At 59.9% G+C, this 24253-nt stretch carries 25 protein-coding genes; 14 read left to right on the top strand and 11 right to left on the bottom strand.

Translation table 11 applies throughout. From position 1 onward, the window contains the following. Positions 1 to 40: 40 nt before the first annotated feature. Genes ABD903_RS20005 through ABD903_RS19995 form a run of 3 tightly spaced genes read left to right on the top strand, consistent with a single transcriptional unit; the run spans position 41 to position 2606 of the window. Positions 41 to 1561: a hypothetical protein gene (locus ABD903_RS20005; protein WP_345227114.1), complete on the top strand. Its 1521-nt coding sequence runs from the start codon at positions 41 to 43 to the stop codon at positions 1559 to 1561. A gap of 13 nt (positions 1562 to 1574) precedes the next feature. Then, entirely contained in the window at positions 1575 to 2006 is a 432-nt protein-coding gene (locus tag ABD903_RS20000; protein WP_345227112.1) for a secondary thiamine-phosphate synthase enzyme YjbQ, read from the top strand. Between the two features lie 42 nt (positions 2007 to 2048). Then, complete coding sequence (locus ABD903_RS19995; protein ID WP_345227111.1) at positions 2049 to 2606, top strand: hypothetical protein; 558 nt, start codon at positions 2049 to 2051, stop codon at positions 2604 to 2606. Here the strand turns inward: ABD903_RS19995 and ABD903_RS19990 are convergent. Next, the gene (locus ABD903_RS19990; RefSeq protein WP_345227110.1) at positions 2603 to 3211 is read right to left on the bottom strand and encodes a hypothetical protein; all 609 of its coding nucleotides are present in this window, start codon (positions 3209 to 3211) and stop codon (positions 2603 to 2605) included. The two genes, ABD903_RS19995 and ABD903_RS19990, sit on opposite strands and share 4 nt — an antisense overlap. Further along, entirely contained in the window at positions 3204 to 4757 is a 1554-nt protein-coding gene (gpmI, locus tag ABD903_RS19985) for a 2,3-bisphosphoglycerate-independent phosphoglycerate mutase (RefSeq protein ID WP_345227109.1), read from the bottom strand. The genes ABD903_RS19990 and gpmI overlap by 8 nt, the downstream gene beginning before the upstream one ends. Positions 4758 to 4902: 145 nt before the next feature. Here gpmI and ABD903_RS19980 point away from each other — a divergent pair, with 145 nt between their 5' ends. The 6 genes from ABD903_RS19980 to ABD903_RS19955 all read left to right on the top strand — a co-directional run bounded on the left by ABD903_RS19980 (position 4903) and on the right by ABD903_RS19955 (position 9111). Beyond that, a complete protein-coding gene (locus ABD903_RS19980; RefSeq protein WP_345227107.1) occupies positions 4903 to 5307 on the top strand; it encodes a DUF4783 domain-containing protein in 405 nt (134 codons plus the stop codon). A gap of 95 nt (positions 5308 to 5402) precedes the next feature. Beyond that, on the top strand, positions 5403 to 6275 hold the full coding sequence (nadC, locus tag ABD903_RS19975; RefSeq protein ID WP_345227105.1) for a carboxylating nicotinate-nucleotide diphosphorylase: 873 nt from the start codon (positions 5403 to 5405) through the stop codon (positions 6273 to 6275). A gap of 89 nt (positions 6276 to 6364) precedes the next feature. Continuing rightward, entirely contained in the window at positions 6365 to 6994 is a 630-nt protein-coding gene (locus ABD903_RS19970) for a hypothetical protein (RefSeq protein WP_345227103.1), read from the top strand. Positions 6995 to 7046: 52 nt separating this feature from the next. Next, positions 7047 to 7442 carry a hypothetical protein gene (locus ABD903_RS19965; protein ID WP_345227101.1) on the top strand — a complete coding sequence of 132 codons (396 nt, stop codon included), beginning with the start codon at positions 7047 to 7049 and terminating at the stop codon, positions 7440 to 7442. A gap of 136 nt (positions 7443 to 7578) precedes the next feature. Beyond that, positions 7579 to 8325, top strand: coding sequence for a class I SAM-dependent methyltransferase (locus ABD903_RS19960; protein WP_345227100.1), 747 nt, complete (start codon positions 7579 to 7581; stop codon positions 8323 to 8325). A gap of 51 nt (positions 8326 to 8376) precedes the next feature. After that, positions 8377 to 9111, top strand: a complete 735-nt coding sequence (locus ABD903_RS19955) for a ZIP family metal transporter (RefSeq protein ID WP_345227099.1) — start codon at positions 8377 to 8379, stop codon at positions 9109 to 9111. Between the two features lie 18 nt (positions 9112 to 9129). On the opposite strand, the gene ABD903_RS19950 is transcribed toward ABD903_RS19955, so the two are convergent. The 8 genes from ABD903_RS19950 to ybiA all read right to left on the bottom strand — a co-directional run bounded on the left by ABD903_RS19950 (position 9130) and on the right by ybiA (position 16370). After that, positions 9130 to 10416 (bottom strand): erythromycin esterase family protein, encoded by a 1287-nt coding sequence (locus ABD903_RS19950; RefSeq protein ID WP_345227097.1) that lies wholly within the window; start codon positions 10414 to 10416, stop codon positions 9130 to 9132. A gap of 107 nt (positions 10417 to 10523) precedes the next feature. Next, positions 10524 to 10865, bottom strand: coding sequence for a hypothetical protein (locus ABD903_RS19945; protein WP_345227095.1), 342 nt, complete (start codon positions 10863 to 10865; stop codon positions 10524 to 10526). A gap of 138 nt (positions 10866 to 11003) precedes the next feature. Next, positions 11004 to 11204, bottom strand: coding sequence for a hypothetical protein (locus tag ABD903_RS19940; RefSeq protein WP_345227094.1), 201 nt, complete (start codon positions 11202 to 11204; stop codon positions 11004 to 11006). Positions 11205 to 11589: 385 nt separating this feature from the next. After that, positions 11590 to 12396, bottom strand: a complete 807-nt coding sequence (locus tag ABD903_RS19935; RefSeq protein ID WP_345227092.1) for an inositol monophosphatase family protein — start codon at positions 12394 to 12396, stop codon at positions 11590 to 11592. A gap of 121 nt (positions 12397 to 12517) precedes the next feature. After that, positions 12518 to 14194, bottom strand: a complete 1677-nt coding sequence (lnt, locus tag ABD903_RS19930; RefSeq protein WP_345227090.1) for an apolipoprotein N-acyltransferase — start codon at positions 14192 to 14194, stop codon at positions 12518 to 12520. Then, positions 14187 to 14885 (bottom strand): 16S rRNA (cytidine(1402)-2'-O)-methyltransferase, encoded by a 699-nt coding sequence (gene rsmI, locus ABD903_RS19925; RefSeq protein WP_345227089.1) that lies wholly within the window; start codon positions 14883 to 14885, stop codon positions 14187 to 14189. The genes lnt and rsmI overlap by 8 nt, the downstream gene beginning before the upstream one ends. Positions 14886 to 15522: 637 nt before the next feature. Then, positions 15523 to 15780, bottom strand: a complete 258-nt coding sequence (locus ABD903_RS19920; protein ID WP_345227087.1) for a 4a-hydroxytetrahydrobiopterin dehydratase — start codon at positions 15778 to 15780, stop codon at positions 15523 to 15525. Between the two features lie 11 nt (positions 15781 to 15791). After that, positions 15792 to 16370: a riboflavin biosynthesis intermediates N-glycosidase gene (gene ybiA / locus ABD903_RS19915; protein WP_345227084.1), complete on the bottom strand. Its 579-nt coding sequence runs from the start codon at positions 16368 to 16370 to the stop codon at positions 15792 to 15794. A 126-nt stretch (positions 16371 to 16496) separates the two neighbouring features. On the opposite strand from ybiA, the gene ABD903_RS19910 reads away from it, so the two are divergent. The 4 genes from ABD903_RS19910 to ABD903_RS19895 all read left to right on the top strand — a co-directional run bounded on the left by ABD903_RS19910 (position 16497) and on the right by ABD903_RS19895 (position 21247). Next, entirely contained in the window at positions 16497 to 17078 is a 582-nt protein-coding gene (locus tag ABD903_RS19910) for a hypothetical protein (protein ID WP_345227082.1), read from the top strand. A 44-nt stretch (positions 17079 to 17122) separates the two neighbouring features. After that, positions 17123 to 17347, top strand: a complete 225-nt coding sequence (locus tag ABD903_RS19905; protein ID WP_345227081.1) for a hypothetical protein — start codon at positions 17123 to 17125, stop codon at positions 17345 to 17347. A 94-nt stretch (positions 17348 to 17441) separates the two neighbouring features. Next, positions 17442 to 18149 (top strand): metallophosphoesterase family protein, encoded by a 708-nt coding sequence (locus tag ABD903_RS19900; RefSeq protein ID WP_345227079.1) that lies wholly within the window; start codon positions 17442 to 17444, stop codon positions 18147 to 18149. 548 nt (positions 18150 to 18697) lie between these two features. Further along, a complete protein-coding gene (locus ABD903_RS19895; protein ID WP_345227077.1) occupies positions 18698 to 21247 on the top strand; it encodes an autotransporter outer membrane beta-barrel domain-containing protein in 2550 nt (849 codons plus the stop codon). 96 nt (positions 21248 to 21343) lie between these two features. On the opposite strand, the gene ABD903_RS19890 is transcribed toward ABD903_RS19895, so the two are convergent. Then, on the bottom strand, positions 21344 to 22627 hold the full coding sequence (locus ABD903_RS19890; protein ID WP_345227076.1) for a hypothetical protein: 1284 nt from the start codon (positions 22625 to 22627) through the stop codon (positions 21344 to 21346). Positions 22628 to 22838: 211 nt separating this feature from the next. Here ABD903_RS19890 and glyA point away from each other — a divergent pair, with 211 nt between their 5' ends. After that, complete coding sequence (gene glyA / locus ABD903_RS19885) at positions 22839 to 24134, top strand: serine hydroxymethyltransferase (RefSeq protein WP_345227074.1); 1296 nt, start codon at positions 22839 to 22841, stop codon at positions 24132 to 24134. The last annotated feature ends 119 nt before the right edge of the window (positions 24135 to 24253 follow it).

Below are 24253 nucleotides of genomic sequence, written 5' to 3'. Positions count from 1 at the left end.
TCAGCCATTCATTCGCTCAGCCATTCATTCTTTTTTGCCCGTGCGCTACCTCTTCCCTTTGTTGCTCTTGCTCTCGATGCTGACCGTGCTCTTGCCGGGCTGCGAACCGAAGGAGGAGATTGTAACCACCGACACCAGCGCCAAGCTCGAGTTTTCCACCGACACGGTGAAGTTCGATACCGTGTTCGTGCAAACGGGCACCGTAACCAAGCGCCTGTGGGTGTACAACCGCAACAAGCGCGCGGTGCGGGTCGAGGAAATTCGGCTGGCCGCCCAGCAGGGTGCTACCTATCAGCTCATCATCGGCGGCGACGCAGGCCCTACGGCCCGCAACGTGGAAATCAGGGGGCGCGACAGCCTGCTGGTGCTGGTGCGCGCCACCGTGCAACCCGGCGCCGACAAGCCGTTTCTGGTAGAGGACCAGCTGCTGTTTCGCACCAATAAAAATGACCAGCAGGTGCGCCTGATTGCCTACGGCCAGAACGCCTACTTTCACGACGCTGAAACACTGCCCTGCAATGCCGTGTGGCGCAACGACAAGCCGCACGTTATCTACAACTCGGTGCTGGTGGACTCGCTCTGCACGCTCACCATTGAAGAAGGCACCCGCATTTACTCCCACGCCGGCTCGGCCATCATCGTGAAGGGCACCTTGCGGGTAAACCCGAACCTGTCTCCCACCGACGAGGTAAAGCCCGACGACCGACGCATCGTGCGCTTTGCCGGCGACCGGCTGGAACCGTTTTACAACGACATACCGGGCCAGTGGGCCGGCATCCAGTTTGTGGCCAGCACCCGCAACACGCGCAACAACGTGCTGCGCTACTGCGAAATCAAGAACGCCTCGTTTGGGGTGCTTATTTACAACATCAACGATGCGCGCCCCCGCCCCCGGGTAACGGTAGAAAACAGCGTCATCCGCAACATCTCGGGCCAGGGCCTCACGTTTGCCAGCGGCGGCGCCAGCTTTGCCGGGGGCGGCATCCTCAGCTACTCCGGCGACTTTGACCTGCGCAACCTGCTGCTCACCAACTGCGGCGAGTATGCGGTGGGCGGCTTTCAGGGTGGCACCTACAACCTGCAGCACTGCACCGTAGCCAACTACACCCCGCAGTTCCGCCGCGAAACGGCGTCGCTCACGTTTTCCAATGCGCTGCCCATCACGTCCCCCACGTACCGCACGGCTCCCACGGTAACCATCAGCAACAGCATCGTGTGGGGTTCTATCGAAGACGAGTTGTTCTTCCAGAACGGCAACCAATACGTGGGCGGCGTGAACATCAGCCACAGCCTGCTGCGTACCAAAGAGTACAACGTTCCGGGCACAGGCAGCACGCTCGGGTTTGCCGGTACCACCAACATCCTGAACGTCGACCCCAAGTTCCGGCGCACGCCGCTTAACACCTCGAACAACCAGTTCGACTACCGCCTCGACACCTTATCGGCGGCCAGCAACCGCGGCACGGCCGTTTCTTTGCCGGTACTAACCCGCGACCTGCGCAACATTTCGCGTAACGCCTCGACGCCCGACCTCGGCGCCTACGAGCGGCTGAACCCGTAACCGCTAGTACGCCATGATCTGCGTTCAGAAACGCCTGCGCCTACCGCCCCTGCGCCGCGGCTTCCACCTCATTACCGATTTGCTCACCGCGGAGCTGCCCGAGCTGGACCAGGTAGCGGCCGGCACCTTGCACGTGTTCATTCAGCACACTTCGGCCAGCCTCTCCATCAACGAAAACGCCGACCCTACGGTGCGCCGCGACTTCGAAGAGTTCTTTAACCGCACCGCGCCCGAAAACGCCCCCTACTTTCAGCACACCCAGGAAGGCTCCGATGACATGCCCGCGCACCTGAAAGCGGCCATGTTGGGCAGCAGCGTTACCATTCCCATTACCAACGGCGAGCTGAATTTAGGTACTTGGCAGGGCGTATACCTGGGGGAGCACCGCAACCACGGCGGCCGCCGCTGGGTGGTGCTTACGCTGCTCGGGGCCGGGCGCAGCTAGCACCTTCGCCGGGGCTTGCGTATACGGCCGAAAGCATTTCCCATGAATAAGCGCCTTGGCGCCGCCTGCGTAGCGGTGCTTTCCCTCACAGCCGCCTGCCGCGACCAGCCCCAGCAGCAAAGCGAGTCTCCCCGCCGAATGCCGGTGGCTACCGCTGAATCGGTGCCCGCTCCGGCCGAAGTTGTACCGGCTCCGCAGCGCACCTGCTCCATCGAGAATACCCGTACGGCCAACGAGCCGTTTGGCCCCGAGTTATCAGTAGCCGATGTGCTGCAACTCGGCGGGCGCATTAGTGGGCGCGAAGCCGTGGAGAACAACCACGAAAAAGGGCAAATGGATACGCTGCTCACGCTTACGCACGCCTCCAACCGCTTCACCTTTTACCGCTCGCCCGATAAAGACCTGATGATTCAGGCCACCATCACCAACTTCGAAGCGCCCTACAGCCGCACGTTACGCACCCGCATAGAGGCCGCCCGGCGCGGTAGCACCAGCTGCGACAGTTTGGTAATTGCCGACAGCCTCCAAATGAACACGGTATCGGCGCGGCTGGTGCAGGGGCAGCTGCGCCGCGTATCCGTCGATCCGTACTACGATTAGCGGAGCACCCGCCCGCGGGCCGCGTAGCGCGTTGAGTCGAACACCACGAGTTTTTGGGTGCCTATCACGCGGTAATCGGTCAACAGGCCATCGGCGCCGAAGCGCATGCGTAACTGCTTGCCCGAGAAAAACAGCGGGTTATCTTGGCTAATGGAGGCGCGCAGCTCCCGCACCACAGGCCCCGCTTCCAGCACCGCCATTTCGATTACCGGGTGGTCTACCTCGGGCCGACGACGGAAGACGCGGCGCTTTAGGCCGGCGCTGTCGGTCGTGGCTACGTCGTAAGCACCCCGCAGAGCGGGCTTGTTAATGTCGGCTTGGTAGAAGAGCTGCAGCTCGTTGGCCCAGTTCACGCCGGTGAGCTGCCGGGTTTCGGTTTGGCCGTTGCGTAGCGCCACTTGTTTTTCCAACGTGGCTCCTTTCAGGCGCTGCAACTGGGTGTTGAGCAGGGCCTGGGTATCGAAGTAGCCCGCGGGTCGGCGGGCCGGGCGCTCGGCGGGGTCTTTGCCGGAGCAGCCTGCCAGCATCAGCCCTAAAACAGCCAGACCGAGCCAGCGGCGGAAGCCGGCCCGGTCTGTTGAGGATGCAGGGCGGTGCTTAAACATGAACCGCGTTTTGGACCACCGGGCGCAATAGCGACTCGCCCGTCATTTCCGGCGGCTGGGGCAAGCCCATAATGGCCAGCACCGTCGGGGCAATGTCGCCCAGTTTGCCGTCGGCAAGGGTGCCCTGGTAATCCGGATCGGCCAGAATACACGGCACCAGATTGGTGGTGTGGGCCGTGTTGGGCGAGCCGTCGGGGTTCACCATCATGTCGGCGTTGCCGTGGTCGGCAATGATGATGCACGCGTAGCCGTTATTCAGGGCAGTTGTTACCACGTCGCGGGTACACTCATCCACTACCTCGCAGGCACGCACCGCCGCCGAAAACACGCCGGTGTGGCCTACCATGTCGGGGTTAGCGAAGTTGAGCACTGTGAAATCGGTGGAGCGGGCCTGCAATTCGGGCACGAGGGCGTCGCGCAGGTTGTAGGCACTCATTTCCGGCTGCAAGTCATAGGTCGCCACTTTTGGCGAGGCACACATCAAACGTCGTTCGCCTTCGAACTCGTTTTCGCGCCCGCCCGAGAAGAAGAACGTTACGTGCGGGTACTTCTCGGTTTCGGCAATGCGAATCTGGCGCTTGCCATGGGCAGCCAGCACCTCACCAAGCGTGTGCTCCAGGTTGTCCTTCTCAAAAATGGGCGTGACGCCGATAAACGTAGCGTCGTAGTTCGTGAGGGTAAGGTAGTGCAGGTTCAGCCGGTGCATGTTAAATGCGTGGAAGTCCTGCTGCGTGAGGACCTGCGTGATTTCGCGGCCGCGGTCGGTGCGGTAGTTAAAGCAGATAACCACGTCGCCGTCCTGAATGGTGGCCAGCGGCAGGCCGTCGGCGCCGGTTTTCACCAGCGGCAGCAGGAATTCGTCCGTCACGCCCTCCTTGTAGGAGTCGAGCATGGACTGAATGATGTTCTGCGAGGACGTGCCTTTTCCGTTCACCAGCAGGTCGTAGGCCACTTTCACCCGTTCCCAGCGGTTGTCGCGGTCCATGGCGTAGTAGCGGCCCACTACCGAGGCAATTTTGCCACTGGCGCCGCGCTGCAAATGCTCTTCCAGGTCGTTCACGTAGCGCACCCCGCTTTTGGGGTCGGTGTCGCGGCCATCGGTAAAGGCGTGAATGAACACCTTGTGCACGTCGGCATCGTGGGCCAGGGTACAGAGGGCTTTCAGGTGCTCGAGGTGGGAGTGCACGCCGCCGTCGGAGAGCAGGCCCATCAGGTGCACGGGCTTGCCTTGGGTGCGGGCGTACTCAAAAGCCTGGTGCAGGGCGGGCATGGCAGCCAGCTTCCGCTCCCGAACCGATTTGTTGATGCGCACCAGATCCTGGTACACCACGCGGCCGGCCCCAATGTTCATGTGGCCTACTTCGGAGTTGCCCATCTGGCCATCGGGCAGGCCCACGGCTTCGCCGGAAGCTTGCAAACGGCTGTGCGGAAAGCGCGCAAAAAGGGAATCGACGAAGGGCGTTTGAGCGGCCGCGATGGCCGACACTTCCGGGTTGGTTCCCAAACCCCACCCGTCCAAGATTACCAGCAGTACCGGTTTGTTCATACCTGCAAAGATAGGCGCCGCGTGGCTGGCAAACGCCACAGATTCGCTAATTTGGGCCACTGTCGCTATTTAGTACGCTTATCTCGCGCACGCAAGGGGTTGGCACAGTTTTGGTGTATCTGCCGCTGCAGTCTCATTGCATACTATGAAACGTTTATTTTCAAGGGCGCTTACCGTTTTCTGCCTCAGCATGATGACGATAGTGGCCCAGGCACAAGGCGAAGCCTTCAGCGCGGTGCGCTCGGCCATTCGCAGCGGCTCTTCCCGCGCCGTAGCTCAGTACTTTGCCGGTACCGTCGAACTCGAGTTCGACGGCGACAGGCAGAGCTTCAGCGCGACGCAGGCGGAATTTGTGCTCAAGGATTTCTTCGCCAAAAACGGCCCGGCATCCTTTGAGCTCGTACACCAAGGCTCTTCAACCTCCGGCGGCGTGCAGTATGCCGTGGGGAAGTTCGGTGCCAAATCGGGCACTTACCGGGTCTTCATCAAGATGAAGCCGGCCGAGGGCGGCGCCATGCAAATTGACCAAATGCACTTTACGCACGAGTAATTTGGGTCGACCTGTACATTCCTAAGTACTTTTTGGCCTGACTTTCTGCTAAGCAGGCCCCGGCGCATGTCGGGGCCTTTTGCTATTTTTGCGCCGTGCAAAACGCTCTTTCCTCCGCGCCCTACCTTACCCCCGAAGCCCTTCAGGCCTTTATCCAATCGGCTTTGGCCGAAGACGTGGGCGACGGCGACCATTCCTCCCTGGCCGGCGTACCGGCCGATGCCCGCAAGCAAGCCCGCCTGCTGGTGAAGGACGAAGGCGTACTGGCCGGCGTAGCCTTGGCCGAATTGATTTTCGCGGCCGTGGACCCCAGCCTGCAGGTGAAGGTGCTGCTGCCCGATGGCAGCCGCGTAAAGCACGGCGACGTGGCCCTGACCGTAGAAGGTCCGGCCCGCAGCATTCTTACGGCCGAGCGTTTGGCCCTGAACTGCATGCAGCGCATGAGCGGCATTGCCACCCACACGGCCTACCTCAACAGCCTGCTGGCCGGTACCAAGGCGAAGCTGCTGGATACCCGCAAAACCACGCCTAACTTCCGTATTTGCGAGAAATGGGCCGTGCTCATCGGTGGCGGGGTAAACCACCGCTATGGCTTGTTCGACATGATTATCCTGAAGGACAACCACGTGGATTACGCCGGCGGCATTCGCCAAGCCATTGAGGCCACGCACGCTTACTTGAAGAAGCTGGGTCGCAAACTGCCCATTGAAGTGGAGACCCGCACCCTGGCTGAAGTGCAGCAAGTGCTGGAAGTGGGCGGCATCGACCGTATTATGCTCGATAACATGGCCCCGCCCATGCTGCGCGAGGCCGTAGCCCTAATTGCCGGCCGGTTCCCCACCGAGGCCTCGGGTGGCATTACCGAGCACACCATTGCCGCCGTGGCCGCCACAGGCGTCGATTACATTTCGGTGGGCGCCCTCACGCACTCCACCAAGAGCCTGGATTTGAGCCTGAAAGCGTATTAAAGCCTTGTTAGTAAGCCGTTGTACTTGTTGTTTCTATTAGCAAACACGCGCAACGGCTAACGTCTAACAGCAATAACTGAAAACCCAGAATGCAACAACCCAATAACATGCGCGGTCGGCAAGTAGCGCAGCAGCCTTCGCCGCTGGCCATCCGCACCAAAAAATACCAGCTCGACAAGAACACCTACACCCGCATGGCCCTCACGCAAGTGTGGAAGCGCGACTGGTGGCAGGCCGTTATTCCATTGGTGGCGCTGTCGTTGCCGGCGGTATTTTGGTTTTCGTGGTGGTGGATTGCGGCGGCCGTGCTGGTAACCATTCTCTACGTGCTGCTGCGTTCGGCTCAGGTTACGGGCGTTACGCAAATGGAGCAAAGCAAGGCTTTGTTTGAGCGCGTGAACTACGAAATGGACCAGCGCCAGGTGTTGCTGCGCCTCAACCAGGAACAAGGCATGCGCCTGACCTGGGACATGATTGAGAGCGTGCGCAAGGACAATGACGCCTACGTGATGTACCTGAAGCAGCCCGATTTAGCGGGCCAGGTAGCCGGCTGGCGGGCTTGGGCCGCCAAGATTATGTACGTGCCTGTATTTTTGCACCTTCCCACCCGCATTTTCAACTCGGCTAACGACTTGCGCCTGTTCGAGTCTATTTTGCGGCGCAAAGGCTTCCTGCCTGCCGAAACCGCTGCGCCTGAGGCGGGCGGCAAAGCAGCCTAAATTGTCGGTTCTGCGTACTTCTGACTTCGTTTCTTCTTCCGCTTTCTTCTATATGACCTCCAAGAACCTCGTTTCGGGCCTGGCTGCCGTAGCTCTGCTGGCCCTGGCTTCGTGCAGCAGCGAACCATCTGACTGGCGCGCCGACCGCAAAGTGTCGGTAGACATGGTCCCTCCCGGCGGCCGCACCACCGATAATTTCGACCTAGCTACCGACGCTGCCAGCCAGCACAAGGGCGGCGCCGTTGCCGAGCCCATCAGCTCGCACATGGATGTGGAGCAGACCATGGCCCCGGCCGCTGGCCAGCCCGATAAACCTTCCGCAGGTGGTGCTATGTCGGCCGATGCCGTGAAGGCCGAAGGCAGCAAGCAGGGCGAATCCGCTACCAAAGTGGAAACGGAAACCCACCACGACCTCAACGAAGGCCACCGCGAGCAGAACAAAAACTAGGCTCGGGGTTCGGGCTTGGCTCTGAACTCCTTACCCACCCAGCGCCCCGGCGCGGCGGTTGAAGCCAGCTTCGACTGCCGCGCCGGGGCGTCGGCATACGTTCCCTGGCCGCGCTTCTCGGCACTATTTCCGCCCTATGCCACCTGTGCCCCCCGAAACCGAATGGTTTAGCACCTGGTTCGATTCGCCGTACTACCACTTGCTGTACCGCAACCGCGACCAGAACGAGGCGCAGCACTTCCTCGATAACCTGCTCGTGCGCCTGCACCCCAAGCCCACCGAGCGCCTGCTCGACCTGGCTTGCGGCAAGGGGCGTCATGCTATTTACCTCAACGAGCAGGGCTACGATGTAGCCGGCATCGACCTGTCGGCGGAAAGCATTGAATTTGCCCGGCAGTTCGAGAACGAGCGGCTCCAATTTCACGTGCACGACATGCGCGCGCCACTGACCTACGGGTCCTTCGATTTCATCCTGAACCTGTTCACCAGCTTCGGTTACTTTCAGGAAGAGGCCGAAAACGTGGTGGCTCTGCGCAATGCCGCTGACGCGCTGCAGCACGGCGGCAAGCTCGTTATCGATTTTATGAACACCGAGCGCACGATTCGCAAGCTGGTGGCGCACGAAGAAAAAACCGTTGAGGGCATCACGTTTCTGCTTACCCGCCACCTCGACCGCGACTTTGTGGTAAAGGACATTCGCTTTACCGACAAGGAAGGCCAGCCGCGCCATTACCAGGAGCGGGTGCGGGCCCTCAGCCTGGAGCGTTTTCGGGAGTACTTCTACCTGGCCGGTTTGCGCCTGGCCGAAGTGCTCGGCGACTATGAGTTGCGCCCTTACGTGGAGCAGGATAGCCCCCGCATGATTTTCATTCTCAAGAAATAAACCTGCCTGCTGCCGCTCCGTTGGGCATTCGGCAGTACTGGTTCCTCGCTCATGTTAATAGCTCTGCTGCTGCTTTTTGGATCGGTGTTCGGTGCCGGCTGGCTTACCCGGTTCATGCCCACAGCGCAAACTACGTGGCTGCGGCCGCTGCTGGCTTTTAGCGGGGCTTACCTGGTTACGCTTACCCTCACGCACTTGCTGCCTGAGGCTCTGTCGTTGGGCACTTCCGCCGAGCACATCGGCTATTATGTGCTGGCGGGCTTTTTCGGGCAGTTGGTGCTGGAGCTATTCTCGGAGGGGGTGGAACACGGCCACCAGCACGTGCATGCTGAACATGCCCACGCGGGGGTGCCGTGGCTGCTGCTGGGCTCCCTCACCCTGCACGCGTTTCTGGAAGGCAGCATTTTGGTGCAGGACCCGCACGGCCACACGCCCGATGGCTTTTACGCTACCTTAACCGGCGTAGCCCTACACCACATTCCAGCTGCTTTCGCGCTGGTAGCCGTGCTGGTTACCCGGCTTGGCAGCTTCCGGCGTGCTTTGCCGTGGTTGGTGCTGTTCGCGGCTGCTGCGCCCATTGGCGTACTGGTAAGCCATTACGCTGCCCTCGATCCGCTGATGAAAGGTGGACTTTACCCGGCGCTGCTGGGTTTGGTGAGCGGCAATTTCCTGCACGTGTCCACCACCATCCTGTTCGAGGTTAGCCCCGAACACCACGTGAACGTGCGCAAGCTGCTGGCTACGGTAGCCGGCTTGTGCCTTGCCCTGCTGGCCAACGCACTGTAGCAACCCGCTTGTGCGGCCTCAGTCCGTCCACGGATACAAATCTGGCGGCACGTGTTCGTTTACTTTGGTGGGCAGCGGGTGCAGGGCTTTGGTTTGCTCGATGTACATGAAGGCGTCGTAGCGTTCGGGTACTACGGTGGGCACGTAATTACCGAACCGTTCCCGCTCGGGCCGGTACACTACCCCAATGGCGCGGTGCCCGATGTGCTCTTTTAGGGCGGGCAGCTGCCGGATTTCGTTGGAAAACAGCAGCGCATTACGCCCTATTTGGGTGTGCAGCAGGGCTTCCCACGAGTTTGATCGGGCTTCGGGCACCGGCATTTTTTCGATTGGCGCGCCCCAGGCCTTAGCCGCAATAACGGAGCCTTGGTACGAGCCGAAGCCCACGGAGTATACCTCTTCACGGCCGAGCTGCTGGCGCGCCAGTTGGCCCACGTTCACCATGCCGTCGGCGGCCATGTCGGTGTAGCGCGCGTCGCCGATGTGGGTGTTGTGCTCCCACACAATGGCTTTGCTGTCGGGGCCGTGCAGCTCCAGCAGGCGCTCCAGGGTTTCCATCATGTGCCGGTCGCGTACGTTCCAGGAGGAGCCGCCGCCACGCAGCATGGCTTTGTAGTAGCGTTCGGCATTCACGGCCACCAGGGCGTTTTGCTCGGTGGCAAAGTCTATTTCGGGTCCCAGGCCGTCGGGGCCGGTGGCGGGCAGGCGGCGCTTCAGCTCGCGCAGCATGGTTACTACTTCATCTTCGCAGTCTTCCTTTACGAAGGCTACGGCTTGCGCGTATTCCTGCGGGTCGGCACTGTAGGGCTCGAAGCAGCGGTATGCCCGCTGGGCGGCTTGGGCGGCGGCTTCGCCTTTGGTGCCGGCGTATTGCATAATCTGCTCCAGGGACTCCCACAGGCTGTACACATCGAGCCCGTAAAAACCGACTTTGCGGCTGCTTTCCTGCCCGGCGTTGTGCTGCCGCAGCCAATCGACCAGCGCCGCTATTTCCCAGTTACCCCACATCCAGGTGGGCCAGCGGTTAAAGGTTTGCAGCAGCTCCGAGGCCGGCCGCTGGTCTTGCGGCTGCTTAATAGCCATGTTCACCTCGAAGCAGTCGGGCCAGTCGCCTTCCACGGCAATAAACTGAAAGCCTTTTTCCTGCACCAGGCGCTTGGTAGTGGCGGCCCGCCAGGTATAGTACTCGTGGGTACCGTGCGAAGCTTCGCCCAGCAGCACCACCCGCGCATCGCCAATGGCGTGCAGCAGCGGATCGAGGTCGGCGGAGGATTGCAGGGCATGATGTGGCAAGTGAGCAGACATAGCAGCGGGCGGTAAACAGGGCGAAAAAGAAACCGCGCCGGCCCGACTACATTCTCCTGAAAGAAGCAGCCAGTGGCGTCGCGGCAACTATACAGCGTGATTCGGCCTTATTTGTGGGCCTTGTCGAGGTTTTTTCCGAGGTCTTCTACCTGGCGCAGGAAGGCGTCGATGCGTTCGTCGCCGTAGGTGCCAAAGGCGTTGGAAATGGTGCCACGGATACCGTCGTGGGTTTCGATGGCGTACAGAATGGACATATCATCGGGGTTCGACTCGCCTTCGAAGCGGTAGAAATCCACGATGGTTACTTCGTCGGGGCCGTAGGTGCGGCTGGAAGCGTCGTCCATGGTGCACAAGCGGCCTTCGGTAACGGTGAAGTCCGTGGTGAAGCCGTCGGCGTTCAGTTTGCGCTCCACGTTAACGAGGGAACGTTCTTGCTCTTTGTCTTGCATGGTTGTGGGGGCGTGATGATGTAGAGAGAAGGTACCGGGCGCGCCTACCAGCCGAATAATGGCCCAAAGCAACGCCCCGCTCACGGCTATACGCAGCCATGGGCGGGGCGGGTTATATCGTCGCGGCGAAATGATTTGCTAAGCCGGCTGACCGGCGCGCTGCTGCGCTTTTTCGATTTGCTGTTGCAGTTGGTCCACGTTCAGGGTATTGCAGCCACCGCCGCAGCCTTTGGGACAGGCGCTGTCGGATTTGGCAAAAAAGCTCAGCCACAAACGCCGCCCCATGTACAGGGCCGCCGCGGCAAAGAGCAAGGCAATGAGGAGTTGTTGCAGGAGCATAGCGCTGACAAAACTAGCTTGCTGGGGAAAAAGTTGCAGGCTATACCATGCCGGGTCACACGGGTAATTCTTGAATCTTACTGGTGCGAATCAGCAAACATCCACTCTCGGAGAAGCTAATCAGGCAGGTCTCGTTAGTGACGCTAACGCTGTCAATGGTATCTAGGAAAGCACCGGGGGAAACTACGCGTGACAATGTCCGCATGCAGAAAGTTGATACCTCGCTGTAATTACCAATGGCACCGCATCTTAACTCAATAGTGCAACTGGTCAGCGGGTTCCAAACCGCATCCAATACAACCTGAAGCACCAGTTCATGCCTCGGCCCAAGCCGAAAGGATGCCACGCCCGCATCGTGGTATTTGTAGCGCAAAGTATCCTGGAATTATTGCCAAAAGTCTCGAATAATCTGCTGCATCTCGCCGTGCACCAGGGTGTTGCTGGCCACTACTTCTCTTCCAAACAGCGGGTCGCCGTCTTCCAGGAACTGCGTTACGTGCCCGCCCGCCTCGCGCACCAGCAAAATGCCCGCCGCCACGTCGTAGGAGTTCAGGTTGAACTCGAAGTAACCCTCGAAGCGGCCAGCCGCTACCCAGGCCAGGTCCACGGCGGCCGAGCCCACGCGGCGCACGCCGTTGGTGCGGCGCATGAACTCCTTCAGCACCTGTAGGTAGTCATCTACTTTGTGGAAGTTGCTGTAGGGGAAGCCAGTGGCCACCAACGAGCTGTTCAGCTCTGGCGTAGTGGATACGCGAATGGGCTCTTCGTTAAGAAATGCCCCGCCGCCGCGCACCGCCCGGTAGCATTCGTCGCGGCTTACTTCGTACACCACGCCCACCACCAGCTCGTTTTCGTGCAGCAAGGCCACGCTCACGGAGTAGCAGGGCAGGCCGTGAATGAAGTTGGTGGTTCCATCGAGCGGGTCGATAATCCAGGTGTACTCCGCCCGACTGGACTCCCCAACCGTGCCTTCCTCGGTAATAAACCCCGATTCCGGCAGCAGTTCCCGCAGCCCCGCCACCAGCATCCGCTCCGCTTCCTGGTCCACGTACGATACCATGTCGTGCAGGCCTTTGTGCTCGATGCGGCCGCGGTCGAAACCGGCGGCTTCCTGGCGAATAAAAGCGCCGGCACGGCGCGCTACCTCGGCTACCTGGTGGCTGAGTTGGGTGAAGTCAACGGTCTGGGTCATAGCAAGGCGAAAAAGTCAGAACGAAAAGCGCCTCTCCTTAGTGAAAAAGGGGCGTTGCTGCCGACACGGCAATGAGGGAATTGAAAATCGTTGTTTAGAAGAAAGCACCCGGCTTCAGCACTTACCGAAGCACCGCTACGGGCTTTTCCACTGGCCGCGCCGTAAACCGCCGCACCAGCGCAAAGCCCAGCAGCAGCACCGCCAGCACTTGTACGGCGTGGCCCAGCAGCTCGCCGTGACGGGTGTAAAACGTCAGCTCGTCGTTCAGGTGCACGGTGTAGCGACTCACGGCCGGCACCCACCAGCCGGTTTGCTGCACAATGTCGCCGCGCTGGTTGATGAAGCCTGAAATGCCTGTATTAGCCGAGCGCGCAATGTCGCGGCGGGTTTCAATGGCGCGCAGGCGGCCGTAGGTGAGATGCTGCTTGTAGCCGGGCGAATCCGACCACCACCCATCGTTGGTAATAATGCCGATGAGCGTGGCCCCGTTTCGCACGTACTCGCTCACGTAATCGGAGTAAATCGACTCGTAGCAAATTACCGGCGCTACGCGCAACGTGCTATCCGTTGCCGGGGCTGCGGGGCGGAACACCGAGCGGTAATCCTGGCTGCCGTACGAGCCTACCACGCCGCCCAGGTCAATGGTGCCGAGGGCTGAATTGAGCCAGCCCGGCACCTTTTCCACACCCGGCACCAGCTTCGATTTGTGGTACACCTGCAATGGGCTCACCGGTCCGCTCACATGCAAAGCGGCGTTAAACACGTCGTAGTAGCCTAAATCGTCGCGGAAGCGGGCCGTGCCGCTAGCGGCTTCCTTGTTGGGATACGAGCCCACCGAAGTAAAGCCGGTAATGAGCCGCATGCCGGGGTGAGAAGCTACCAGGCCACGCACGCGCCGGATATCGGCAGCGTTTTCCAGATTGTTTTCCCAGTGGGTTTCGTCGGCCAAGGCGGTTTCTGGCCACAGCACCAGCTTGGTATTGGGCGTCAGGGCCGATTCGGTGAGTTGAATCATGCGGCTGAGCTGCTGCTCGGCCGGAATGTACTTGGGGCCGCCCTCGAACTTCTCCTGAAACGGATCAATATTGGGCTGCACCACTACCACCTCGGCGGCTGGGCCCTTTTCTTCCCACTGTGCATTAATGCCGAAGGAAACCAGTACGGGAACCACAGCAGCTACCACCGGCACCAGCCAGCGGTTAAAGGCCAAACGCGGTCCGCGCACCACCATTGGGTCGAACTCGGTGGCCACTAGCGCTTGGTGCTTACCAAAAGCGGCCCAGAAACACGCTAGGTTCACCAGCAGCATCCACAGAGAGCCGCCCAACTGCCCGGTGTACTCATACCACTGTACCCAGCTGGGCACCATGGCAAAGGCGTTACCCAGCGTCAGCCACGGCCACGACAAATCCCACGTGAGGTGCAGTTGCTCGAAAGCCAGCCAGTACACTACAAACGAGAGGTAGCCTATTTTGGAACCGGCCACCCGCTTGGTGTGCCAGAACGCCAGCAGCGGCAAGCTTTGCAGGGCCGCGTTCAGCACGTTGGCCGCAATGCCGCCGCCTAGCGTGCTGTAGCTCACCCAGTAGGTGGTCAGCACGTTCCAGATGAGCAGGTACAAATAGGTCCAGCGCCAAAAACGCGCCGCCCGGGCACCCTGCGCCCGCAGCACCTGCTCCAGGCGCAGCAGCGGCACCAAGCCCACCAGCAACAATACAGTGGCGGGGGCCGGGTGCACCGGCCAGCCCGCCCACAGGAGCACCGGTCCCAGCAGGACCAGCACCCACGGTTTACTCACGAAGTCCTTGAACGACAATGACAATTTCTCCTTTAATGGATGATCGGCCCCCGAAATCTTTGGCCAGCGCGGCCAACGTATCGGTTACCGTTTCTTCAAATAACTTGGTCAATTCGCGGCTCACCGAAGCCATTCGCTCCGGCCCTAAGGCCTCGGCCAGCTGCTCCAGCGTTTTCACAATGCGGTGCGGCGACTCGTAGAAAATCATGGTTCGGGTTTCCGCCGTTAGCTCGCGCAACCGCGTTTGACGGCCCTTCTTCACCGGCAAAAATCCTTCGAAGGTGAACCGCTCGGCCCCAAACCCCGATTTCAGCAAGGCCGGCACCAGGGCCGTGGCGCCCGGCAGGCATTCCACTTTCAGCCCCTTGGCCAAACACTCCCGCACCAACAAAAACCCAGGGTCCGAAATTCCGGGCGTGCCCGCATCCGACACCAGGGCCATTCGTTCGCCTTTTTCCAGCCGTTCCAGCAGGTGCGCCACCACTTTGTGCTCGTTGTGCAGGTGGTAGCTCTGCATGGGTTTCTTCAGGCCCAGGTGCTGCAACAGCCGCCCGCTCGTGCGCGTATCCTCGGCCAGCACCACATCCACCTCACCCAGCACCCGAATAGCCCGCAGAGTAATATCCTCCAGGTTGCCAATGGGCGTGGGCACAATGTACAGGGCGGTTTCGGTGGGAGCTTCGGTAGGCATGGGGCAAAGGTAAACGCAGTTGCTTGGTTGCGGCACTTGTTTCAGGGAGCCGAATAGATCATCTATTACCTCACAACCTGATCGAATAAATCGAACCACTGACTTATAGGGTTCTGTTTATATGTTGGTAGTTGCTCTCCTAGCAGTACTTCTTCACATGAAAACACAAACCGGCCACGTCGTTCGTCCCTAACATGAAAGAACTTAGTGTGCTTTGGTAAGTACATTCCTACATAGTAGCCCATACCATGAGAAGATAGCAGCATGGGAGTTGGAATCTGAAATAAGCTGTCTAAACGGTGGTGTTGATAGAAGGAGGTAAGAGTGTCTGTCGATAAGCTACTCGTGACTTTATGGATGATTTTTTCGCATCCTAGAAACCCTTTTACATGACATTTTCCGGCTTGCTGCCATATTATGTACTCCACTGCTCCAGGTAGCCGGCCATTGTCATAATCATGCCTGAAAGTCATGATGGTATCTACTCCTTGTTGCCATAGGTTTTGCAGTGTCCGTTTCACACTATCTTCTCTGCACTGTAAAGATGCGAATGCCGCCCTATCAGCACGTTTTACTCGTTGTGCCGATAGAGTTGATGAAAGCAGCAGGACAGTGACCATCAACGCAGGAGTTTTCATTACCCTATATCCTCCCCGCCGTATTCCTCGGCCAGCTTCGTTATAGCCGCCGCCAGTTTATGGTCGCGCTCCGTCACGGTGTTGCCCGCGTCGTGGGTGCGCAGCCGAAATTCTACCGTGTTGTATTCATTGGCCCACCACGGATGGTGCTCTTGGTACTCGGCCTCCTCGGCTACATCCGTCATAAAGGAAAAGGCCGTTTGGAAGTCCGGAAACTGAAAGGTGCGGCACAGTTGGTTGTCGAGTTCTTTCCACATAGTCGGTTCGGTTAAAGGGCTTGTAAACGGGTACGCACTTCCATCATGGCAAAGCCGAGCAAATTAAGCCCTTGCCAAGCGGCTGGATTAAGAGCCCGCGCATCTTGTTGCGGTAAGCCAATGCCCCAAATGGTATCCACGGGGCTGGCCTCCACCAATACCCGGTCGCCGGTGGTCAGCAAATACGCTCGCAGTGCCGGGTGCTGCTCGAATTTAGCCGTGCAGCCGCGCACCACAATGTTAAAGCGAGCCGCATCCCATGTTTCGGCGTCGAAATGCAGGACTTCGCGGCCCAGCCTCTTGGCTTGATCGGGGTGTTTAGCGCTGAGGATTTTCGTCCGAATGGCTTCGTCGCCGAACAGGCGGGCTTTTTCGGCCATCATAAAATGCTCGGCGGTGACGTACCGCTCTCCATCGACCTCGAATGCCGCCGGGTACCATTGGCTTAGGCATTCTTTGCCCACCGTGCGTGCGTTCGGAATGGGCGTGTGACCCCAGAAAAACAGATACTTAAGCGCCTGGCCCTGGGCCACTGCTTGCCGCAGCGAAACCAGATCGGTAATGGCAGAAGGCAGGGGAGCAGATTTCATAGACAACCGAACAAACCAGCCCGGCCCCGAACATACGCTACCGCCCGCAATCCGCAACCCAAATCCGGCCAGCGGAGTAAACCCACCTACAACCCGTTTCCTCTTTTCCACACCGCACCCACCTATATGGCCATCGACCCCAACAACCGCCCCGTACGGGAAATACCCAACGACACCACCGACGAAGAACTGCAGGCCGGACACATTATTCCGGGTGCCGATCCGCCCAAAAACAACGACGCCCGCGGTGGCTTCGGTAACCGCGACGGTAAGCAGGGCTTCGGCACGGATTCTTCCGATGGCATCACGGCCGTGTCGGTAAACGAAGACGCCGACAAGCCCGGTCACCCCGCCGATAACATGCGCTCCGACGACGAAGGCCGCCCCGTGGTGCCCAACGAAGACATGCCCACGCCGGACTTTCTCGACCCGCGCCGCCTGCCCGACCCCGCCGACGAAATAGACGGCGACACCCGCCGCGCCCGCAACGCCGGCGAAGACCTCACCGACGACGACGATTTTGCCAACGTGGACCGCCGCAACAGCGCCGGCGAAGACGAGCAGCCCGGCCGCTCCCGCTCCGACAACAACCCCGAGCGCGGCGCCGCCATCAACTACAACTCCAAGGCCTCCGACGCCCGCCCCGATACCAACGCCGACCTTACCGACCCCAATGCCCAGGAATCGGGCCTTGATGTAGGTTTCTAATCCGGACCCCGTTCCGGCTGTGTTTCACCCAAACCGCTGCCATCATGCCTTACAAAAGCAATAACACCAACCAGCAGTCCAAGGAAAACAAAGGCAACCCGGCTTCCACCGAGCAGCCCAAAGCCGCCGGCCAGCTGCCGGTAAACGACCGCGACGAACAACTGGAAAACCGGTTGGCTGAAGAGGCTCAGGACGCGCCTCAGCGCCACCCCAACCGTAACCTCGATAAACCCGACCTTGATAAGCCGGCTTACGGCGGAGGCCATTAGCACCACCCGCGAGCCAGCTCGTACATAGAAGCACTGCCCGCAAGGGCAGTGCTTTTTTGTTTAACCGCGCCGCCCCTTACCCCACCAGCAGCTCATGCCCCGCTACGCCACCACCGACCTCCACGGCTGCCTGCAAACGTTCCGCCGCCTGGTAGAGGACCGCCTCCGCCTGCAGACCACCGATACCCTCTACGTACTCGGTGACTACATCAACAAAGGTCCCGACAGCCGGGGCGTACTCGACTACCTCATGCAGCTTCAGCACGAAGGCTACCAAATACACTGCCTGCTCGGTAACCACGACCAGGAACTGCTCGACGCCGCCCGCGGCAACACCGCCGCCACCTGGGCCTCCGAGCCCGACCGGGTGCGCACGCTGCGCAGCTTCGGCGTGCAACGCCCCGCCGATATTCCTGCCCGCTACCTCTCCTGGCTGGCCGCCCTGCCCCTCACCCTGGAACTCCCCGATTTCGTGCTCGTTCACGCCGGCCTGAATTTCCGCTTGCCACCCGAAGCCATGTGGGCCGATACCCACGCCATGCTCAACATCAAACGCTTCACCTTTGATGCCTCCCGCCTGCAAGGCCGACGGCTGTTGCACGGCCACTCCCCTATACCCACCGCCGAACTGCAACGCCGCGTAAACCAACGGGCCGGCGCTATCGACCTCGATACCGGCTGTGTTTACCGCTTAAACCCCGAGTTCAGTCATCTGGCGGCACTTAATCTGGACACCTGGGAATTGATACTGCAACCGAACAGCGAGGATTTCTACCCAATTGCCCACCACACTGCGCGTTAAGCACATAGCTGAGTCAATCCCGACGAGTTAATTCAATTTTTCATAGTAATCAGACTTGCACGGCTTTATTTGAGTGCAATTTTCCAAACGCCATATCTTTAATTAATACCAATTAAAGAGAATTATTTTTTCTTGACAAAACAAAGAACAGCTTCGTCTACGAGGCTTAGCTAATCGTTTAACAAAAATGCTTTTTCTACTTGAAATAAAGTGCTTTATGAGAAAAATATGCATGAAATAATTTTTAAATTGCACCGTTTGGCTTAAAAATAAAATGGCATTTTGTTGATTTAGTTTACCTGCATCCTATATTTGGTTAGTGACATTTGCTGCTCACATGGCGAATTTTACTAAAAATTGGACATAATATAGGCTCGCCTATGATGCTTTAAGCTACTTTCCTCTGTTTTTCTTGAGTCTTCTCTGCCACGAACACGAGAAGCCACAACGTGTAGCTGCAAAGTTGACACGGATTCCCAGGCCGCTTTTGTGGCCAACGGTTACCCCTTTGCCTTTTTCGTCGCCCGTACTTCGTCCTGCTTTGAGTCATGAAACACGCTTTACTTACTTCTTCTCCCACCAAACGTCCTTACATAATTCCCCGGCAATGGGCTTCCCTTGGCATGTGGTTGCTATTGTTGCTGGCTTTCGTGCTTTTGCTGGTGCAGCGGACTCAGGCGCAAAACGTTGTTCGGGTAGGTGTTGGCGGTGAATATGCCACGCTTAACCAGGCGCTTGCCGCGCTTCCCTCCACGCTCACCACCACGCACGAGCTTCGACTTACCCACGGCAGCACCTTTATCGAGGATGTGCTCATTGCTACTACCGGCACCAGCACCGCGCAGCTCATTATTAAACCCGAAGCCGGGGCCACCGGCATTGTGTTGGAAGGCACGCTGGTTTTCGGTGCTGGTGCCCGCTATGTAACTATAAGCGGCCACAACGGCAACGCCGCGCGCCAGCTCACGGTGCGCCAAAGCGGTTCCAGCCAGCCCACCATCCTGTTTGCCGGCGACGTGCGGAACAACACAGTACGCGACGCACAGATTTTGGGCAACAACACGCTTTCCACGGGCGGTGTAGTTGAGTTCGGAGGCACAACCACCACCGGCAACGACGACAACTCCCTTACCGGCAACCTCATCAGCAACGCCACCCCCGGCCAGATGCCGGCTAACCTGGTGTACGCCGCAAACACTTCCACTACGGGGCTGAACGACCGGGTAACCATCCTCCAGAACGAGCTGGTTAACTACGCCCAAGCAGGAATTAAAGTGGGCGCCGGCAACGGCGACGCGTGGATGATTCGCGACAACAGCTTTTACTACAACCTGCCTACGGCAGCCATTACAGCCCAAACCGGTATCAGCTTCGCGCCGGGCCTGGGCTCCGACAACAACACCATCAGTGGCAACTACATTGGCGGCACGGCCCCTCTGGGCACGGGCGCCACGTGGCTGAACGCCGGCTCGCAAACCTTTATCGGCATTGTGGTGAACTGCGGTACGGCCAGCGGCGCGCAGGCCAACGTGGTAGAAAATAACACGGTGCGCAACATCAGCCTTTCGCAGGCCAGCACGCAGTCGTTTCAGGCCCTGCTGGTCTCGGGCGGGCGCAGCGAGCTGACGGGCAATGCTGTTAACGCGGTGTCCAACAACGGCACGGCCGGCGTAAATTCCCTGGTGTCGCAGGCACAGGTAGTGCTGAACACGTTTACGGTGGCTCAAGGCCAGGTAATGAGCATTCAGAACGGGGAAACGGTGGTAACGGGCAACCTCGTTATTCAGGGCACCCTCAACCACACCGGCGGCGACATCGTTGTGAACGGCGACTTTACCAACACCGGCGCCTTCGCCCAAACCCTGGGCAACCTGGAAGTGAAGGGCAACATGAACAACTACGGCGTATTCAGCTGCACTACCGGCGGGGTACTGCTCACCGGCGCCGGCGCCCAAACCGTAAGCGGCGGCCTTTATTACAACCTAGAGGTGCGCGGCGGCGGCGTAAAAACCCTCACCGACGACATTACTCTGGCCAACAACCTGGTGATGAACGGCGGCATTCTGCAAACCGGACCGGCTAACAAAATCAGGCTAAACCCCGACGCCCTGCTCACCGAAACCACTACCAGCTACGTGCTGGGCAACGTGGAAGCCCGCCGCACCCCGCAGGCCGGCACCACCGAAATCTTCGGCAACCTGGGCTTGGCCATTACCCCGCAAGTGGGTTCCACGCTGCCCGGCCTTACCATTGTAACCCGCGTAACCGGCACCGCCCCCAGCGGCAGTGGCTTTGTAGGCATTAAGCGCTACTTCGATATTTCAGCGCCCATGTACAGCGGCACGGGCATGAACGTACAGATGCGCATCGACCACCTGGCTCACGAGCTAAACGGCCTGCAGCCCGCCGATCTGACGTTCTTCAAATCGAGCGACAACGGCAGCACCTGGCAGCTCAAGGGCCGCAGCAGCGGCACCAGCACTTACGCCGTGCTAAACGGCGTAGACGGCTTCTCGCGCTGGACGCTGGGCCGCCAGCAGCAGCCGCTGCCCGTGAGCCTGACGGCCTACCAAGTTCGGCGCCAGCAGGAAGACGCCGTACTTACCTGGACCACGGTATCGGAAACCAACAACCGCGGTTACGGCGTGGAAGTATCCACCGACGGCCTGCAATACCACCAACTGGCCTTTGTTCCAGCTGCTGAAGGCAACACCACCTCTGCCCGCCACTACCGCTACACCGACCGCGAAAACGGCAAGCAGGGTACGCGCTACTACCGCCTCCGCCAGGTAGACCGCAACGGCGACAAAGTAACCTACTACGGCCCGCGCGCTGTGAGCTTCGACGCTAAATCGGGCTTATTAGCCTACCCCACGGCTTTCGAGCAGAACCTGACCTTGGAAGTAAACATGGTGTCGGCGGGCGTGGCCACGCTTACCCTTACCGACATGACGGGCAAGCCGGTGTGGTGCCGCCAGCAGGATCTGCCGGCCGGCCGTTCCAAGCTGAGCGTGCAACCCCAATGCCCCCGCGGCGGCTACGTGCTAATGGCCACGCTTAACGGGCAGCAATACCAGCAACGCCTGCTGCGCAAGTAAGCCTGCTGGGAAAGGTTGGGCGAATCAGTGTGAGTCCAATCAGCAGCCCGTTTTGCTTAAAAGCCCGTCCGGAGTATATCCGGACGGGCTTTTACTTTAGAGTCCGCCTTCGCGCAGGGCACGCTGTGAGGCTTGCCGGAACGGATGCCGCGGCTCGGCTACAGCTTGCTGCAGCGCCGCTTTGGCTTGCGGCATTTCCTCTTGCTGCCAGTGGGTAAGGCCCAGGAAGTACGCCGCCGGCCCGCGCAGGGCTGAACCCGGCGACTGGCTGACACGCTGAAAATAGCTTTCGGCGAATTCGGGCTGGCCTTGGCGCAGGAGCAGCACCCCGGAATAGTAGAGGAAGGTGTCCTGCCCAATTTGCGAGGGCTCCATGCGGCGCAAAGTGCGTAGCGCGGCCCCGTAATTACCGCTGTGGTACAGGTCCATGGTTTCCACCAGCAGCGGTCGGCCTTCGGTTGCGCTGGCCATCAGGCCCGGTTCGGGCGTGTCGTATTCCTGCCACGAGCGTTGCGGGTGCAGGAAGCGCGGCAGCAGCAGCGCCGCCGCCACCAGCAGCACCGCACCTACTCCCGCCCACAGGGCCCAGCGCAACTGCCGCCGCCGCTGGGTGCGCCGCAGCCGTTGCTGCGCCGCATGGCGCTCCACAATGCGGCGGTCGTGGGTTTCGAGGCGCTGGCGCAGGGTTTCGCGGCCCACAGCCCAGCGTAAATCGGCGCCGTACTGCTCGTAAGTAAGGTAAGCCTGGCGCAGGTCGGCATCCTCCACCAGCAGCTCGTCGAACTCATCCTGCTCCTCGGCCGACAGTTGCCCGTCGGCCACGCGCTCTATGCTGCTCAAAAACGGCAGCAGTTGGGCCGAACCGGGAGCTTCGGCGCGGTCGAGGGCTTCGTGAAGCTTGCGCAGGCAGTCCGATTTCTGCAAGCGGGCCACGGTTGCGTTAGCGTAGCCCATTTTCACGGCCAGCTTATCGAACCGGTAGTTGTTGAAATAGAAGTACTGCAGAATCTGGCGGCAGTCGGGGCCGAGGCGCAGGAAGGTGCGCAGCAGCAGCTGCCGCCGCGTGGCCTCGGGTGCGGGCAGCGCCGCCGCGTCGGCGGGCTGCACGGTGTTGGTGGTAGTAGCCGTAAGCAGCTGTCGGGCGGCGCCGTACACGTGGCCGCGCATGTCCTCGGGCCAGCGGGCCAGGCGGCCGTCGGCGGCTTGGTCGTAAAAGTCAAGGAGCACTTCCCGCAGGGCCTCGTGGGAGGCTTCGTCCGACGCCCCAAACTGTCGCCGAGCCCAGCGCACGAACAAGTCGCGTTGCTGTGCATAGAAATCGGTGAGCGGCGTAAGATGTCCGGTGCGCAAGCGCCCCAGATTTTCGGACAGCTGTTTCATGAGGTTGGAAACCAAGAATACCGGGCAAGCAGGTGGAGCCCGGCGGAGCAAGTTGGCAGATTATTGGCGCTTACGCACAAACCGGGTTAACTGAACATTGATCATTTAATATTTCTCCGTTTGCCGTGCCCGGGTTATTGGCAGCCAGCGGCCTGCGGCTTTGCGCGTTGCCCGTGTTCATTGTTCATTGTCTCGGTCTTACCTTTGAAGCATGGAAACCACCACTCGCTCCCTCGTCACCGATACCGCCGTCTTTGATCTGATCCGTCGCGAAAACGAGCGGCAGCTGCACGGCCTCGAACTCATTGCCTCCGAAAACTTTGTTTCGGAACAGGTAATGCAGGCCCAGGGCTCCATCCTGACCAACAAATACGCCGAGGGCCTGCCCGGCAAGCGCTACTACGGCGGCTGCGAAGTGGTGGACCAGATCGAGCAGCTGGCCATCGACCGCGTGAAGGAGCTGTTTGGCGTGGAGTGGGCCAACGTGCAGCCGCACTCGGGCGCCCAAGCCAACGCAGCTGTGATGCTGGGCATTCTGCAGCCCGGCGACAAAATCCTCGGTTTCGACCTTTCGCACGGCGGCCACCTTACGCACGGTTCGCCGGTGAATTTCTCGGGCAAGCTCTACAAGCCTTCGTTTTACGGCGTAGAGCCTGAAACCGGCCTTATTGACTGGCAGAAGGTGAAGGAAACCGCCCGCCGCGAACAGCCCAAGCTCATCATTTGCGGTGCCTCGGCCTACTCCCGCGACTGGGACTACAAGGCCCTGCGCGAAGCGGCCGATGAAGTAGGTGCCCTACTGCTGGCCGATATTTCGCACCCTTCCGGCCTCATTGCCAAGGGCTTGCTGAACGACCCCTTCGAGCACTGCCACATTGTAACCACCACCACGCACAAAACCCTGCGCGGCCCGCGCGGCGGCCTCATTATGCTGGGCCGCGACTTTGAAAACCCCATGGGCCTGAAAACCCCGAAGGGCGAAATCCGCATGATGTCGGCGGTGCTGGATGGCGCGGTGTTCCCCGGCACCCAGGGCGGCCCGCTGGAGCACGTAATTGGGGCCAAAGCCGTGGCTTTTGGCGAAGCCCTGACCGACGCCTACGCCCGGTACACCAAAATGGTAATCCGCAATGCGCAGGCGTTGGCTACGGCCTTCACCGAGCGCGGCTACAAAATCATTTCCGGCGGCACCGACAACCACCTTATGCTCATTGACCTGCGCAGCAAGGGCTTAACGGGCAAGCTGGCCGAGAATACGCTCATCAAGGCCGACATCACCATCAATAAAAACATGGTGCCCTTCGACGATAAGTCGCCGTTCGTTACCTCGGGCATGCGCATCGGCTCGGCAGCCATGACCACCCGTGGGTTAGTGGAAGCCGACATGCCGCGCATTGTGGAGCTGATTGACATGGTGCTCATGAACCACGACAACGACTCGCGCATTGGCGAAGCCCGCCAGCAGGTACACGCCATGATGCGCGACTACCCGTTGTTTTCTATGTAGTGCTTGCAGGATGAGTGATTGAATGTGGTACGGGCCCGTTGCGCAGCAAGCCTAAACCAGCTCCGGCTCCGTACGTGTTCATCATGCTTGCCCATTCAATCATTCGCTCATCCGGTCAG

The organism is Hymenobacter koreensis (genome assembly GCF_039541855.1).
Taxonomy (GTDB): domain Bacteria; phylum Bacteroidota; class Bacteroidia; order Cytophagales; family Hymenobacteraceae; genus Solirubrum; species Solirubrum koreensis.
The sequence above is the reverse complement of the archived record's forward strand: the minus strand, read 5'-3'. Positions and strand labels throughout refer to the sequence as shown.

Coding starts and splice junctions, on each gene's coding strand:
- ABD903_RS20000 (WP_345227112.1), top strand. CDS start 1,575: ATGATCTGCGTTCAGAAACGCCTGCGCCTACCGCCCCTGCGCCGCGGC.
- ABD903_RS19995 (WP_345227111.1), top strand. CDS start 2,049: ATGAATAAGCGCCTTGGCGCCGCCTGCGTAGCGGTGCTTTCCCTCACA.
- ABD903_RS19990 (WP_345227110.1), bottom strand. CDS start 3,211: ATGTTTAAGCACCGCCCTGCATCCTCAACAGACCGGGCCGGCTTCCGC.
- gpmI (WP_345227109.1), bottom strand. CDS start 4,757: ATGAACAAACCGGTACTGCTGGTAATCTTGGACGGGTGGGGTTTGGGA.
- ABD903_RS19980 (WP_345227107.1), top strand. CDS start 4,903: ATGAAACGTTTATTTTCAAGGGCGCTTACCGTTTTCTGCCTCAGCATG.
- ABD903_RS19970 (WP_345227103.1), top strand. CDS start 6,365: ATGCAACAACCCAATAACATGCGCGGTCGGCAAGTAGCGCAGCAGCCT.
- ABD903_RS19965 (WP_345227101.1), top strand. CDS start 7,047: ATGACCTCCAAGAACCTCGTTTCGGGCCTGGCTGCCGTAGCTCTGCTG.
- ABD903_RS19960 (WP_345227100.1), top strand. CDS start 7,579: ATGCCACCTGTGCCCCCCGAAACCGAATGGTTTAGCACCTGGTTCGAT.
- ABD903_RS19955 (WP_345227099.1), top strand. CDS start 8,377: ATGTTAATAGCTCTGCTGCTGCTTTTTGGATCGGTGTTCGGTGCCGGC.
- ABD903_RS19950 (WP_345227097.1), bottom strand. CDS start 10,416: ATGTCTGCTCACTTGCCACATCATGCCCTGCAATCCTCCGCCGACCTC.
- ABD903_RS19945 (WP_345227095.1), bottom strand. CDS start 10,865: ATGCAAGACAAAGAGCAAGAACGTTCCCTCGTTAACGTGGAGCGCAAA.
- ABD903_RS19940 (WP_345227094.1), bottom strand. CDS start 11,204: ATGCTCCTGCAACAACTCCTCATTGCCTTGCTCTTTGCCGCGGCGGCC.
- ABD903_RS19935 (WP_345227092.1), bottom strand. CDS start 12,396: ATGACCCAGACCGTTGACTTCACCCAACTCAGCCACCAGGTAGCCGAG.
- rsmI (WP_345227089.1), bottom strand. CDS start 14,885: ATGCCTACCGAAGCTCCCACCGAAACCGCCCTGTACATTGTGCCCACG.
- ABD903_RS19920 (WP_345227087.1), bottom strand. CDS start 15,780: ATGTGGAAAGAACTCGACAACCAACTGTGCCGCACCTTTCAGTTTCCG.
- ybiA (WP_345227084.1), bottom strand. CDS start 16,370: ATGAAATCTGCTCCCCTGCCTTCTGCCATTACCGATCTGGTTTCGCTG.
- ABD903_RS19910 (WP_345227082.1), top strand. CDS start 16,497: ATGGCCATCGACCCCAACAACCGCCCCGTACGGGAAATACCCAACGAC.
- ABD903_RS19905 (WP_345227081.1), top strand. CDS start 17,123: ATGCCTTACAAAAGCAATAACACCAACCAGCAGTCCAAGGAAAACAAA.
- ABD903_RS19900 (WP_345227079.1), top strand. CDS start 17,442: ATGCCCCGCTACGCCACCACCGACCTCCACGGCTGCCTGCAAACGTTC.
- ABD903_RS19895 (WP_345227077.1), top strand. CDS start 18,698: ATGAAACACGCTTTACTTACTTCTTCTCCCACCAAACGTCCTTACATA.
- ABD903_RS19890 (WP_345227076.1), bottom strand. CDS start 22,627: ATGAAACAGCTGTCCGAAAATCTGGGGCGCTTGCGCACCGGACATCTT.
- glyA (WP_345227074.1), top strand. CDS start 22,839: ATGGAAACCACCACTCGCTCCCTCGTCACCGATACCGCCGTCTTTGAT.